Annotated in this window: 8 protein-coding genes; 6 read left to right on the top strand and 2 right to left on the bottom strand. The window is 42.1% G+C overall.

Annotated features, from left to right (window positions below; all coding sequences use genetic code 11):
* Positions 1-183: 183 nt before the first annotated feature.
* The 5 genes from HS960_RS13800 to HS960_RS13780 are packed head-to-tail and all read left to right on the top strand — an operon-like array spanning position 184 to position 8,855.
* Positions 184-3,597 (top strand): SusC/RagA family TonB-linked outer membrane protein, encoded by a 3,414-nt coding sequence (locus HS960_RS13800; RefSeq protein ID WP_182329559.1) that lies wholly within the window; start codon positions 184-186, stop codon positions 3,595-3,597.
* 11 nt (positions 3,598-3,608) lie between these two features.
* Complete coding sequence (locus tag HS960_RS13795; RefSeq protein WP_182329557.1) at positions 3,609-5,102, top strand: RagB/SusD family nutrient uptake outer membrane protein; 1,494 nt, start codon at positions 3,609-3,611, stop codon at positions 5,100-5,102.
* 5 nt (positions 5,103-5,107) lie between these two features.
* Positions 5,108-5,845, top strand: a complete 738-nt coding sequence (locus HS960_RS13790; RefSeq protein WP_182329555.1) for a DUF4843 domain-containing protein — start codon at positions 5,108-5,110, stop codon at positions 5,843-5,845.
* 10 nt (positions 5,846-5,855) lie between these two features.
* Positions 5,856-7,367 (top strand): PKD-like family lipoprotein, encoded by a 1,512-nt coding sequence (locus tag HS960_RS13785; RefSeq protein ID WP_182329553.1) that lies wholly within the window; start codon positions 5,856-5,858, stop codon positions 7,365-7,367.
* An 18-nt stretch (positions 7,368-7,385) separates the two neighbouring features.
* Positions 7,386-8,855 (top strand): TlpA family protein disulfide reductase, encoded by a 1,470-nt coding sequence (locus HS960_RS13780; RefSeq protein ID WP_182329551.1) that lies wholly within the window; start codon positions 7,386-7,388, stop codon positions 8,853-8,855.
* A 116-nt stretch (positions 8,856-8,971) separates the two neighbouring features.
* Here HS960_RS13780 and HS960_RS13775 read toward each other — a convergent pair whose 3' ends face one another.
* Together HS960_RS13775 and HS960_RS13770 are read right to left on the bottom strand one after the other, a co-directional pair.
* Entirely contained in the window at positions 8,972-10,573 is a 1,602-nt protein-coding gene (locus HS960_RS13775) for a sulfatase (protein ID WP_228280016.1), read from the bottom strand.
* A gap of 33 nt (positions 10,574-10,606) precedes the next feature.
* Positions 10,607-12,436, bottom strand: coding sequence for a right-handed parallel beta-helix repeat-containing protein (locus HS960_RS13770; RefSeq protein ID WP_202883683.1), 1,830 nt, complete (start codon positions 12,434-12,436; stop codon positions 10,607-10,609).
* Between the two features lie 285 nt (positions 12,437-12,721).
* On the opposite strand from HS960_RS13770, the gene HS960_RS13765 reads away from it, so the two are divergent.
* Positions 12,722-15,325 (top strand): hypothetical protein, encoded by a 2,604-nt coding sequence (locus HS960_RS13765; protein WP_182329548.1) that lies wholly within the window; start codon positions 12,722-12,724, stop codon positions 15,323-15,325.
* Positions 15,326-15,348: the final 23 nt, after the last annotated feature.

Below are 15,348 nucleotides of genomic sequence, written 5' to 3'. Positions count from 1 at the left end.
ACTTAACAACAACTGATATAGTAAAAACTCCCTGGCCGTAGGAAGCAAACAGGGAGCTGAGCTTATTCGATTATTGTCAAACAATTAAACCCAATACAAATAATGCAAAAATTCTTGTTTTTTGCAAGTGGGGATTATTTTGCCCACTTTAACCCTAAACATCGAAAAATCTTTCTATCTACCATGAAAGTAAATTTGATCGGGGCATTGCTGCTATCCAGTTCATTACAATTGATGGCACTGCCCGAAACGTTGGGTCAACGGATGAACACAGTGAAGATTCACATGGGGTCTTCTTCTTTGTCATTAAAAAAGGCTCTTCAGGAACTTGAAAATAAATCGGGGATTACTATTTTCTACCCCAGTGATCTGGTGGAGCAATATATGGCACCCACAATGGATAAGCAATCGCGGTCTGTCGCCCAGACTTTACAGCTTATGCTTCTGCAAACCAATCTGAGTTTTAAGGAAACTTCTTTGGGTGTCGTTCTTTTTGAGGATCACGATAAACAAAGTAAAGTCAAAAATGAGCGTGAGCAACCTCGTCGTATCGGCGGTATAGTCTTGGATGACAAGGGTAAGCCTATCGCCGGTGTGACTGTCCTCACCAAAAATGGGAAGGAGCAGGGGGCACCGTCGGGCAATAGTACTGCAACGGATCAAAATGGACATTGGGGATTGCCTATTACCGGACCGGTGTCTACCCTAGTCTTTTCGATGATCGGCTATGAAACACAGGAGCTTGCTCTCTCCGGCAGATCCGAATTTAAGGTGGTATTAAAAACGCTTGAAAATAGGATTGAAGATGTAGTCGTTACGGGCCTTTTTGAGCGGCCAAAGGAAATGTATACGGGTGCCGCACGATCATTTACCAAAGAGCAGTTGCAGAATGTGAGCAGCGACAATGTGCTATCGGCGATAAAATCACTTGATCCATCTTTTCAAATGCCAGAGAATCTCAACTTGGGTTCTAACCCCAATGCTTTACCTGAGGTCACTTTGCGCGGAGGAAATAGTCTTATCGATCCAAACAGCAGCGGAAGCAATCCTTTTAATTATTCGAATAACCCAAATACTCCCTTGTTTATTCTGGACGGTTTTGAAGTATCGTTATCCCGGATCAATGATCTCGATCTGACGCGTATCAAAAACATCGATCTGCTTAAGGACGCTACAGCAACATCTATTTATGGGTCACGCGCGGCAAATGGTGTCGTTGTGATCGAAACGATTCGTCCAAAATCAGGCAAACTCCAGGTCACCTATACAGGTAACATGACCTTGGAAATACCCGATCTAAAGGGTTATGATGTACTCAATGCGGCCGAAAAACTCGAGCTTGAAAGACAGATCGGCGTGTATGACTACAGTTGGAATGGTACCGATCAACAATTAAAAACTATCTATAACAATCGATTGGCTGCGGTACGTTCTGGTGTCAATACCGATTGGATGGCACAACCAATACGCACTGGTATAGGGCAAAAGCATAATCTTTATCTCGAGGGAGGACGAGAGGAAGTTCAGTACGGAATCAACCTCAACTATTATAACAATGCCGGTGTAATGAAGGGATCTAGTCGCCAAACCATGACTGGAAACACATTTTTGGCCTACCGATACAAAAACATCATCTTCAAGAATGATCTGACTTTAGTGTCTAATAAAGGTACCAATTCACCTTATGGTTCATTTCGACAATATGCACAGCTAAATCCCTACTGGACCCCATACAACGCTGATGGATCTTATAAGGTATATCTCGAAGATATCCTTAATGAGGAAACGGGAAAACGGCTGACGAACTTTGATAGCTATGACAACCTCACTGGTTATGTGGGCAGGCCGGTAAATCCGCTATATGACGCGGCATTGAACCTAGTTGATCAGACAAATTACCATAGTATAATCAATAATTTTGCCTTGGAATGGCAGGCGTATAGCTGGTTAAAATTAAAGGGAACTTTTGCTTACCTCTATCAAGCCGACGAATCAGATCGCTTCTTGCCTGCACAACATTCTTCCTTTACCAATGTGGCAACCTTTGAAAAGGGATCTTACACAAAAGGTTATGGTAAAAATCAACGTTATGAGGGGATATTCTCTGCCAATTTCAATAAAACCTTTGACAAGAATTTGATTTTCGCAACGTTGGGAGCGAATATTAGTCAGGAAAACAATCATACTGAAACGTTCAAAGTGGTTGGTTTTCCAAATGCGAGTATGGACAACATGAGCCAGGGACTTCAGTTTGCAACTGGTACAAAACCAGAAGGAACGGAGAATATCAAGCGCTTGGCAGGTTTATTTTCTAACCTTTCCTTTTCGCACGATAACCGCTATTTATTGGATTTCTCGTTCCGTTTGGATGGATCTTCCCAATTTGGGAGTGACAATAGATTTGCACCATTCTGGTCTGCAGGGGCAGGATGGAACCTGCATAAAGAACATTTTCTGGCAAAGGTCAACGGGATAGACCGACTTAAAATTCGTTATTCTTTCGGTTATACGGGATCACAAAATTTTGATTCTTTCTATGGTAAAACAACCTCCCAGTATTTCAATTCCACAGACTACCGTGGTATGATCGGAACCTATTTACTCGGATTTGGAAATAATGCTTTGGCTTGGCAAAAGACACAGAAGAATAATATAGGATTGGATTTGACACTTTTCAAGCGTTTTGATCTCACAGCCAACTATTATATCGAAAAAACTGAAGGTTCTATCGCGAGCATATCGACGGCGCCATCGACTGGATTTGATCAATATAAAGAAAATATGGGCGATCTCGAGGCGAAAGGCTGGGAACTTTACACCCGTTATAATATTTTGGCAAACAGTACCAACAGGAATAACTGGTCTGTTTTTGTTAATCTCTTTTCGGTCAAGACCAAGATTACCAAAGTCTCCAATACCATTGCTGCACTGAATAAATTGGCGAATGAGGAGCTGTCTTCACTCCCGATTACCCGCTATGCAGAAGGGCAGTCACAAACGGCGATCTGGGCGGTACCGTCGCTCGGGATAGACCCCGCATCGGGTTATGAGATTTTTAGAACAAGGGATGGCAAATTGACCAATACGTACAATCCACTGGATCAGGTAATCGTTGGAGACTCGCGCAGCGATGTAGAGGGTACCTTCGGAACCAATTTCGAATACCGTGGAATTGGTTTTAATGCATTTTTCCGATTTAGGCTGGGCGGACAGGCTTATAACCAAACACTCGCAGATCGGGTAGAAAATGTCAATGCACGTCTTTACAATGTGGATAGAAGAGTTGCCGAGGAGCGATGGATGAAACAAGGAGATCATGTATTCTATAAAGGACTGATCGATGCCGATGGCTATGCGATTAATACGCCTACCTACGCAACTTCCAGGTTTGTGCAAAATGACAATTTACTTTCCCTGGAAAGTGTTTCGGTCTTCTATCGCTTCAAAGATCAATTGACCAAACGCTGGCGGATGAGCAATACTAAAATATCGCTGTATTCCAATGATGTATTTCGCATGTCTTCGATACGCCGGGAACGTGGTCTTGACTATCCCTTTGCACGCTCATTTACACTTCAATTATCCACCAGTTTTTAAAAGCAACACAGATGAAAATCATTTACAACAACAACAATTATATTGTATTGCTTATGATAGGACTGGGCATTTTAACTCAGTCCTGCAACAAATGGCTGGATGTACAGCCCAGTACACAAACAACCGAAGAAAAGCAGTTTTCGTCCGAACAGGGATATAAGGATGCTTTGATCGGAATCTATCAGAAAATGGCGCAGGCAAACAGTTATGGTAAAGAGCTTAGCTATGGATACCTGGATGTACTGGCACAGCTCTATCAGAGTAAATCGAATGCCAATACAGATACTTACGGTCAAATGGCAAGATATAATTATACTGATGCTACAGTTAAATCTACGTTGAGCAGCTTATGGACGACACAATACAGTACCATCGCTCAGGCCAATTATATCCTCAAAGATATTGATGCCGATAAAGAACTTTTTACCGGAGTAAATTATCAGCTTGTTAAAGGTGAGGCTTTGGCGACCCGGGCGCTACTTCATTTTGATCTGCTGCGTCTTTTTGCTGCGTCACCCGTAGCAAGTCCCACGGAGGAAAGTCTAAGTATCCCTTATATGACCGCATTTACGGTCAACCCGGGCAAGGTTCTCTCGCGAGCCGAAGTACTTGCCTTATTGGAGAAAGATCTGAAGGAGGCTGAAGCATTATTGGCCGTATATCCGACAATAGACCAGATTAAAGATAATGCTGCAAATACCTCTTTGGAGGTCTTTACCATGTTTCGTCAAAACCGACTGAATGTTTGGGCCGTTAAAGCCCTGCTGGCAAGGGTCTATCTGTATAGGGGCGATAAGGTCAATGCGCTTAAATATGCCAAAGAAGTAATCGATAGCCAGAAGTTTGAATTTGTGAACGGCAATACCAATACCGTGAATGCCACAAGTGCCACTTCCAATGCGATTTTTAGCACGGAGCATATCTTTTCGATTTACAAATCCAACCTAAAAGATCTATCGGACCGTTATTTCAAAACAGAAGCGGGCGCTCCTGAAAATGAGGATTTATTTACCACATTAACCAACCTCAATAGCTGGTATGAGATCGCTGTTGCCGGACATGCCATTGATATCCGTGGGCCACAAGCTTCAAACAGCCGTTGGAATCAATTTAATGCCACAACAGTTTATAATACGAAGTATTATGTCGGCAACAATGTGACAAATGTTAATCAAAAGCTGGTTCCTGTGATCAAGCTTTCGGAGATGTATTACATTGCTGCAGAGGCGAGTGAAACGTTAGAGCAAGCCCTGAGCTACCTCAATAAAGTGCGTACAGCACGTTTGATTCCGGCCTTATCTGCGAGTACCATCAATACGCCTACACTGCTAGAAGGTGAATTATTTAAAGAATATCGCAAAGACTTTTATGCTGAAGGCCAGTTATGGTACTACTATAAGCGCAAAAACTACAGTACACTACAAAATACCGTTGGGGGAACAATGGACAATAGCAAATATGTTTTCCCCTTACCGGACAATGAAATTGAATTTGGCCTGAACTAGACAGCATGATGAAAAGATTACTCACCTTTATTGGAGCATGTGCTGCTCTGCTGTTCACTTTACTCGGATGTAAGGAGGACAATAAATTGATGTTCGATGACAGTGATCCCAAAGTTTACATTGATAAGCGTTATGCAGGGACACTGGTGGATAGCGTAAACTACAGCTTTGCCTTTCAATCGAAAGATATCCTTACGGATACCGTTCAAATTCCAATTCGGATTATTGGTTTGCCCCGAAATACTGATCGCCCCGTAGCCATTGCACTGGCGACAGGTTCGACAGCAAAAGAAGGCTATCACTTTAAGCTCGAACACGCTGTAATTCCGGCCAATGCCTCCGATGGTATTGTGGACGTCATATTTTTTAGACGTGCAGGGCTCAAGGATAGCGTCGTTATGGCTGAATTAAAAATTATAGCAAATGCTGACTTTAAACCTGGATATAACGATAATGCCGTGTCTGCAGTGCTCGACCGATTGACCTGGCGTTTCACCTTAACCGATAAACTGGAAAAACCGAGTATTTGGGATTCCTATTGGAAAAATCTGTTTGGAGACTATTCCAATACAAAGATCCTGTTTCTGACACAGTTGCTCGATTATACCAATTGGAACCAAGGTGGACTGTTTCCACAGGATAGCAATCGGATGCTGGCTCAAGCACGATTAGGTATTTACGAATATGAAAAGGCCAACGGCCCGATGTTCGACGAAAATGGTAACAGGGTTATTATTCCCTAACTGAAATATTATGAAAAGAACAAAATTATATCAGCTATTATACCTGTGTCTGATAACACTATTAAATTTCTCCTGTGCAAAAGATGAGGGTAACTACAGTTACACTGTGCTGGATAAGGTTAGTTTTCCGGAAGAAAAGAGTGACACGACAATTTTTATCCAGCAGGGGAAGGCTTTGACGCTTTCACCGGAGGTTGTGTACAATGGAGATGCCAATGACCTTTCCTATGAGTGGTTTGTCTACCTTAATTCGGCAAGTGCAAGTTATATACAGGACAGTACATTGATTGCTAAAACAAAATCGTTGAACTATACGGTTTCTCCAGATATTTTTATACTGGGTGAAAATTACAAATTGACCTATAAGGTAACAAATAATAAAACAGGACTCGCTGTATTTCGTTTCTATCAGCTTGCCGTTCAGGACTTATTTACGCAGGGCTGGATCTTTTTGGAAGACCGCAATGGAAAAGCTGATCTTTCCATGATCTTGCGTAATGGAACATTGTACCACGATATCTACAGTGGAAGGAATGCAAATTATCCTATTGCTAATCCCAAAAGCTTTAGCATATCGCCCCAATCCATCTCAGACGGAGTGGCACAGGATGGTAAGAAATTCTACATCGTTGGAGCCAGTGATGCTATTGAATTGGATGGCAATACAATGAAGAAACGTTTTGACTATGCGTATCTATTTTTTCAGGCTCCAGCAACGATCAAACCCGAGTATATCGCTTGGGGTGGAGCTGGGGGCAACAATCTTGGTCTTTTGATTAACGACGGTAAACTGTATCCCAATATGGTCGGTGGGTTTCCCGGAGCAAAAAAATTTGGAGCTGAAATGAAGTCTTCAACGCATGAATACACGTATAATCTAGCGGCTCAACATATATCGGGCGCTAATTATTCGGATACCTACAATGTTTTTGTATTTGATCGGCTGAATAGGTGTTTTTATGCAGTTACTTCCAGCAACCTCAATGCTTTTGATGCAGCTTCACAGAATACGGCACTCTTCGACATGAATAATGTGGGTATGGATCTGATCAAACTGGATTCCTCCAATGTAAGTACTGTCCGAAATGCGATTATGAGCACTACAGATGGTTCTGAAGCCTATTTGCTGCAATTTCGAACCACGAGAACCGCTGCTGAGCCAACTATAAATGTGGCCAAACAACACTTGGACGCGCCAGGATTGACCAAAGCAGCCGACCTAAGCTGTTCTACTTTATCTCCACATATCTTTTATGTAGCCGATGCGAAGCTTTATCGGTATGAGGTGACCTCTAATAGTTATACTGTGGAATATCAGCTGCCGACAAATGAAACTGTCAGTAAAATAAAATTTGAACGACATGGCTATGGTCAGGGCTTGCCGCGGTTGATTGTGGCTACTTGGAATGGAACAGAAGGAAAAGTCTATTATTTTAAAGTGAGCCCCACAGGCACCATTCAGTCACTGGATAAAACCTTCACAGGTTTTGGGAGGATTATTGACTTAGCATACAAATACTAATTATAAAACAGACATAACATGAAATTTAAATTGATGATAGGCCTTTTGTTGGCCTCGGGAACTGTGCTCGCCCAACAAGTGGACCGTGCTAAAATGGAACGTTATTATCAGATTGCCAATGGTGGAAATGCCGAAAGGAAAGACTCCTTGGCAAATGCCTTATTCGCTGAATCAAAAAAATATAATTCAGAAGATGAATACCGTACGGCAATCAATATCCTCCGAACACTGGAAAAGGAAGATAAACAGCTTGCTTTGGAGAAAATTGCGACTAAAAAATACCCAAAAGGGAAAATTACACGGGAAGCATTTGTGACAAACGTGTTCTACAAAGCAGAGGAAACCACGGCTAAAGAAAAAGCTTATCTGGAGTTGATAAAAAAATGGCCAGTAGCTAATTTTCCTGGTGATGAACTAACCTATGATTATGTATTGGGATCTTTGGCAACTTCTTTCGCAAAAGATGGTAATGCTAAAAAAGCAACGTATTATTTAGGTGAGATGAAAGAGCGTTTCTGGCGAGGAAATGGCTATTTGCCAACGGGACAAGCATTATTAGCTGCAGGAGATACGGCCGCTGCCGCGCCAATTTTTAGGACGGCAATGGATGATGCTTATTACTATATCAGTTTGCCGGAAGAACAGAAAGACAATAAAGCCAGATTTGCCTCCATGGGCTATGCCAGCTCGATGTCAGCTTATGTCAATATTTTAGTTGGACAAGGAAAATATCGGGAGGCACTCGAGTATATTGATAAGGCTTTGGTAGCAGCTCCCGAACAAGCCGATGGGTTAGCAAAAGTGCATGCAAAGACGCTATTAGGCGTCAACCGCAAGCTTGAAGCTTACAATATTTTATCTAGGCTCTATGCCAAAGGTCAATTTGAGACCGAGCCCGAGTTGAAGAAATTATATGGCGATCTTAATGGTACTTTAGCAGGTTATGAGCAATATAATGCCACTCTTAAGGAAGAGCTTGTTAAAAATATTCGTGAACACATCAAAGGAAATGAGGTTTTCAAGAAGGCACCTGATTTTGAATTGTTAAACTTGAAAGGTGATAAAGTCAGTTTGGCTAGCCTGAAAGGGAAAGTTGTTGTACTCGACTTTTGGGCAACCTGGTGTCAGCCGTGTGTACGTTCATTTCCAGGAATGAAAGCAGCGCAGGAGCTCTATGCACATGATAAAGATGTACAGTTTGTTTTTGTTAATACCTGGGAACGCGACAAAAACTACAAGGAGAATGTCGCGAAGTTTATCGACAAAAATCAATATCCTTTTGAGGTGATTTTTGATGATCAGAAAGATCCGGAAACAGGAAAAGTGTTGGCCGGCAAATTGGGTATAAACGGTATTCCTTCCAAATTTATTTTAGATAAGGACGGTAATATTCGCTATATGTTAACAGGATCGACCCCTAATGTTGATTACATTAAGTTAGAAATGCGTGAACTGATTGAATCTGCAAAAAAAGAGAAAAAAGGATAGTTGTCATGGATAGCAACATATTTTGCTAAATCGTATCCTCGGAGGAGAGGATAAACCAGCGAAGCCCCGATATGTACTGTTGGGGCTTCGTTGTATAAGTCATCCAAGCAGCCCCCTTAATCCATCGGCTTAATTTGATCAGGATAGGGGATCTGCTGTCCCGTAGCTTTGTAGGTCGGCAACTGAGCCTTCCAGGTCCGGAGCTGATCCGAAAGTAATTTGCTGAGCTCATTGGTTTTTCCTTTCATTTTTGGGGCAAGGTTGTTGAGTTCACCGATATCTTGCTGCAGGTTATAAAGTTCAAGCTTCCCATTTTTCATGTCGTAAAGCAACTTATAATCACCTTGTCTTATTGCCGAGAAAAAGTTGATTCCAGGGCCGTCTGGCACTGTCCACTTGTTGGGGATATTCCATACCAATGGCCGGCTGTTCCAATTGTCGGACCTATTACCTTCCATTAAGGGCAAAAGATTTTTTCCATCTGGTTTTTCCTGTACGAGCTGATAGTGATCTATTTTGGCTAAGCTGAGAATCGTTGGAAAGAGATCTTCGACCATAACAGGGGTGGCATCTGTGCTTGCAGAGTGCTGCTTGGCCTGTTTGATCAACAGAGGAACCCGGATTCCACCTTCGTAAACCGACCCTTTCCCAGCTTTTAATGGTAGGTTCTGTGTATGGCTTGGTCCGGAGCGCATTGGGCTGAGGCTAAGTCCGCCATTGTCGCTAAGGAAAATAATGACGGTATTATCGTATAGGTTTTTGTCTTTGAGAAATTGAACGATATCACCCATACTTTTGTCATAACCTTCGACCAGTGACGCATAAGCTGCTTCAGTGGAATCTAAGCCGCGGTCGAGGTATTTTTGTACAAAACGTGGATCGGGTTGGATCGGGACATGCACCGCATAGTTGGAAAAATTAAGAAAAAAAGGCTCCTTACGGTGTATAGGCTCCTCCAGTGCCTTCAGCGCCTCCCGGGTTAAGGCTTCCGTTAGAAATGTGGATGTGCCATGATATTCCATAAGGTCGGGAACTGCCTGATAACCTGCTTTGCCAGGAAGGTTACCGTAATTCTGCTCGCCATAGTAGTTTTGTGGGTGCCCAGCGGAGTGTCCTGCAATATTGACCATAAAGCCCAAATTTAAAGGGCTGGCACCAGGTGTTCCGGCAGATCCCCAATGTGCTTTGCCCACATGAATGGTATAGTAACCATTGGCCTTAAGGATGCTTGGAAATGGAGTAGCATATATCGTATGTGGTATATTGGGCACAGGGCTTAGTCCGTTGATATTCCAATCCGGTGGATTCAACAATTCATCTTTGCTATCGGTCGGGGTGTCAGCCTTGGGATGGGTCCAATTGGTGACACGATGATGAGCAGCATTTAAACCGGTCAGAAAGCTCACCCGGGAAGGTGTGCACACCGGTGTTGCATACGCATTGGTAAATTTAATGGCTTCTTTGGCCAATGTTTCCAGATAGGGGGTATGAAACTTTTCGTTGATCGGCGTTTTGACCTTGTAAAATGGTTCGGACATGTCCTGCCAACCGAGGTCGTCCACAAAAAACACGACAATATTGGGGCGTTCTGTTGTGGATACCGATTGGTGCTTCTGCTTAGCTTTAGTTCGGTTGACAGTTTGCGCATGGCCTCCTATACATATACCCATGAATAACACCGCAAGGGTGAATGATGAATTGTTTTTGCGAAATAACATAGGGACAGTTTATAGTTTAAATATCGGGACTTGTTATTGATCCAAACTTTGTAAATCACTTTGTTTGCCATTTACCGTATTGTTTGAAATACTGCTATTTGCGACACGTTCAAAAAATAAGGGCTTTTTATTCCAATGAAATGCTGGATATTCCTTATTGGTTTTGATTTGGTTGTTGCGAAAGACCAATCCATTGACTGATTTGGCATAAAGAATAGGCTTATCGAAGGTTTCAAAGCGGTTGTCTTCGATGACGATATGGCTATGGAAGTATTTCTGCTGATTTTTTAAATCCGGAATTTCTGGATAGATCGATATAATCGCATTGGTAAATTGGAACATATTGGTCAAGGCATTGATGAAAGTATTGTTCCGGATGCGAATATCGTGGCAGCTGCCAGTTTCATACCAACCATTGGCATCGCCACACAGGAGAATAGCTGTACCTGAAGTATGATCAAAGAGGTTGTTTTCTACCAGGGTCTTTTTGGGCGTACTGAATAAAGCACCTCGTGCTCTATTGTGGCGTATGATATTACCACTAAATAGTACACTTGGCGTCCATGTGAGGTTTTCGATGCCAATATCCATTTTTGTTGGGTCAATAGCTGGGTCCAAAGCACTACTTAAAGTAATCTTGAATTCGCGGATTGGGTCTGAGGCTTTCTCGCGTAAAATGCTAATGGATTGGATCTTATTTTTCTGGTCCCAGAGTTCCATTGTACTGGATCGGATAAATTGGACTGTATCCCCCTGGTAGCCCCAGTCAAATCCGTAGGATTGATCGTGCATATAACGACCGATCAATGTTTTGTCATCTAGTCGTTTGGTGATCTTCAGGTAGGTACCATGGATATTGATGGCATCATCCATCATATTTTCATAAAGTCCATTCTTCGATACAATGACACCCTTGCAACCCGAAAAATGTGTTGCGTCAGCCTGAGCCGTAAAATAACGCGGATCCTGATCGCTGCGAAGTGCAATTCGGAAACCTTCCAATGTGATGTTGTCCGTTAATTGAGCTAACAAACCCATGCCTTCGGCGTAATGGACGGCAATATTTTCAAGCCGTATATTTTTTCCTTTATGGACAAATACGCCCGGGTTGGGACGAAATCCAGCGCGCATGGCAACGACGGTACCCGGTATAAGCTTGCTGTTCTTCCATTGCTGCGCTTGAATAATACCCGGGGAGAGCTCTTTCACTTTGGTTGTGCCCACGCGAATATCGCTTGTATTATAGACAATGCGTTTGGTCTTTTCTTCAAAGGCAATCCCCGATGTCGGTTTCAGTTGCCAGCCTTCACCGGTATTGTAAAATATACTGTCTTTGATCGTATAGGTTACCCAAGGTGCAGTTTGATAAGTAATTGTACCGTTGATTGTATCGTTTTGTAAAATCTTAACCTGGCAGATCTGGGGACGCTCAAAATCGATGTGGATGTTTTTCAACGTGAGGTTTTTATTCTCTATCAATGCAATTGGTAACATGCGTCCATGATAAATAAAGTCTGATCCTTGTCCATCAATTGTGATGTTGTCGCAATTTTCAAATGCCATACCTACGGTCTTGGGGTTGTCCTGATCGTGATTGGAGATGTAGTATTCGCGGGTTAGCGCCCCTTCTGGATGAAAGTCATAACGTCCCTTTTTGAATTTTAAAATAATAGGTTCTTTCTTGCCAATCTTGCTGAAGATGGATTGAATAGCTTTATTGACCAATGCAGTACTATTGTTGCCCGTGTTGGGAACAACACCATAGGTGGAAAGATCGATAATCTTTGTTGCGGACTGCGCAAGGCAGTTAAAATACATGAATGGTAGGAGAAGGATAAGCAAATAAGGTTTTAGGATGTTCATGATGTCCTGCTATTGATAAATTGGTTTATATCGCACAATTCCCTATGGGATTTGGCTTGTCGAATATAGGGATAATCGCCCAACATCCAAATTAAGTCGTGAAGCGTAGCGTTTTTTTTACGCATGTGAAAACATGGTTTTACTCATAAATGGAAGCAAAATACACGATGAAGAAGAAATTTGCTGCTAAGCAAAAGATCGCTACACCCACTGAGGTAATAGTTGCAGAAATTTTAGATTTCTATTTAAAATTTTATATTTTTGAGATCAGGCTTAATCTAAATTGTGAAGAAAAAATCAAGATATCTTTTTCTGGTTTTATGGTTCGTACTGATCTGTCAGATTGGATCGGCGCAATATGGGTTAGAATTTGCCAGTCACAACATGGAAGCCGATAAGCGGACTAGCCTGCAGATCGGTACCAAGGAATCGATTTCTTTTCAACATAAACTGTCTGTTTCGTTCGATCTTTCCTTTCTGCCACTCCAACAGGATTATTTTGGTTATATCTTTCGACTGATTACGGATGATGGTGTCAATATCGATTTGATATACGATCGGCGGCTTGATCAGGACAAACATTTTAAATTGGTAGTGGGGGAGGACTTTACCCCGGTATCTTTCAATATCACAGCCTTACAGTTGTATTATAACTGGACGCCAATGCGCCTCGAGCTCGATATGGATAAAAAGGAGCTTTATTTTCAGGTTGGAACAGCCCGATATTCCTATCGGCTCAATAAACAGTTTGCGCCTCAGTTTAAGCTCGTTTTTGGCGCAAATATGATGAAAAACTTCCAAACGATGGATGTTCCACCCATGCGCTTAAAGGATATTCGAATTGCGGATAATAGCAAACTTAAATACTATTGGCCATTGGATGAGTCTTCAGGGACCAAGAGTTTAGACGAACAAAAAAAGAGTGCAGCGGAAATCGGTAATCCGATCTGGATCAAACGGCAACGTAGTGAATGGAAAACACAGTCTTCTTTTACACTGGAAGGACAAGCTAGTGTGGCCTTTGACAAAAATGAAGAAACACTGTTTTTTGTTGGAAATAAGCGTTTAATGATCAGTAAAATTGGTGGTAGTGACTTACGTTCGCAGGAATATGCGGATGGCAAGCTTTTGCTTGTCAATGGCAGCCAATCGCTTTTTGATCCGATCAAAAAGAACGTCCTGAATATCTCCATCGACCAAAAAATCGTTGCTGCTTATGATTCCACCAGTCGAACATGGAATAAACAATTTGATTTTCCTGCTGTAGGCACAAACTATTGGCTGTTCAACAAATATTTTAATTCGTCCGACACGAGTATCTATATGATCGGGGGCTATGGACATTTTAAATACAAAGCGGGCGTATTGCGTTATCATCTGCCCACACAATCTTGGGATAGCATTCCTTTTACAGGTGATGAAATTTTTCCGCATTATCTTGCGGGAATGGGGCAGGGAAAAGATGGTGTATACCTGGCCGGTGGTTATGGCAGTTCCACAGGAGATCAAATGTTGAATCCCCGCATTTCAAATGATTTTCTTAAGCTTGATTTTAAAAACCGCAAGTCTCTAAAAGTTTACGAATTTTCATCTGCATTCGCCGATATGGTATGGGCCAATAGTCTGGTCGTTGAAGATAGTAGTGGACTGTTTTATGGATTGATTTTCCCGAACAATAAATTCAAAACACATTTACAACTGGTGGCAGGTAGCCTCAAAGGGACACAATACCAGTTTCTGGGGAGCAGTATACCCTTCGATTTTCATGACATCCGTTCTTTTGCCGATCTCTATTATGCACCGAAATCTAAGTCTTTCGTTGCAGTCACCTTGTTTTATGATGACAAGACCGATCTGACTAAAGCAACGATTTATACCTTGCTGGCTCCCCCCTTACCGTCTGAACAGGGTATAATGCCTTTGGCTAAGCCTATGCTGCTTAAATACAGCCTTTATGCCCTCGCTGTAATGGGATTATCGCTCTTGATCTGGTGGTATCGAAAAAGAGGCAAGCAAAAAAAACAGGCTATTTCTGTCATGGAAACCGATAAAATAGGAGAGCCGCACCTACATGCAGCTCCCTTGAAGGAGACTGAACAAGATAAGAGCGCGCAATTGGTTGATCTTCCGCAAACCAAGAAAGTGGCCGAGGGATTTGAAACCCGACATGGCGCCGGAATCTACCTTTTCGGTGGCGACTTACAGATTGTGGATCTTGCTGGAAAAGAAATCACAAAGAAGTTTTCGCCATTGCTTAAAGAAATGCTGCTGATTTTTATTCTCTATACCGTACGATGGGAGCGGGGAATTAGCTCAGAGAAGCTGACTGAGCTATTTTGGTCCGATAAGAGCCAGTCCAGTGCACGCAATAATCGATCAGTGAACATCGCTAAGCTCAATAGCTTACTCGAGCAATTGGGTGATTTTAGGGTGACCAAAAAAAGCGGTTATTGGTGCATTGAGCCAATGGATACAGTATATATCGATTACCTCCGCTTCAGCAGGATGGTATCCAATAAAAAACATTTTACAGAAACTGAAATTAGAGAATTACTCGATATAATTGACAAAGGAGGCTTCCTTTTCGAAGTGGACTATGAGTGGCTCGATAATTTTAAAAGTGAAATGTCTATTCTGGTGCTCACCACGTTGGGCAATTTTATTGAAAATCTGAATGTGCAGGATAATGCTGAACTGATTATTGAGATCTGCAATAAGATATTCTATTTTGATGAAATCAATGAGGAGGCGATGGTTCATAAATGTCGTTCCTTGTTACAGCTGGGCTATCACAGCTTGGCTTTACAGTGCTATGAGAATTTCTGTCAGATCTACGCTCGTTTATATGGTGAAGCTTACCCCAAAAGTTTTAAAGACTGTCTAGATTAAGAAAAAATATTTAAAATTTTAAT

The sequence above is a fragment of the Sphingobacterium paramultivorum genome (genome assembly GCF_014109745.1).
In the GTDB taxonomy this organism is placed as follows: domain Bacteria; phylum Bacteroidota; class Bacteroidia; order Sphingobacteriales; family Sphingobacteriaceae; genus Sphingobacterium; species Sphingobacterium paramultivorum.
This window is presented reverse-complemented; position numbering and strand designations above follow the sequence as displayed.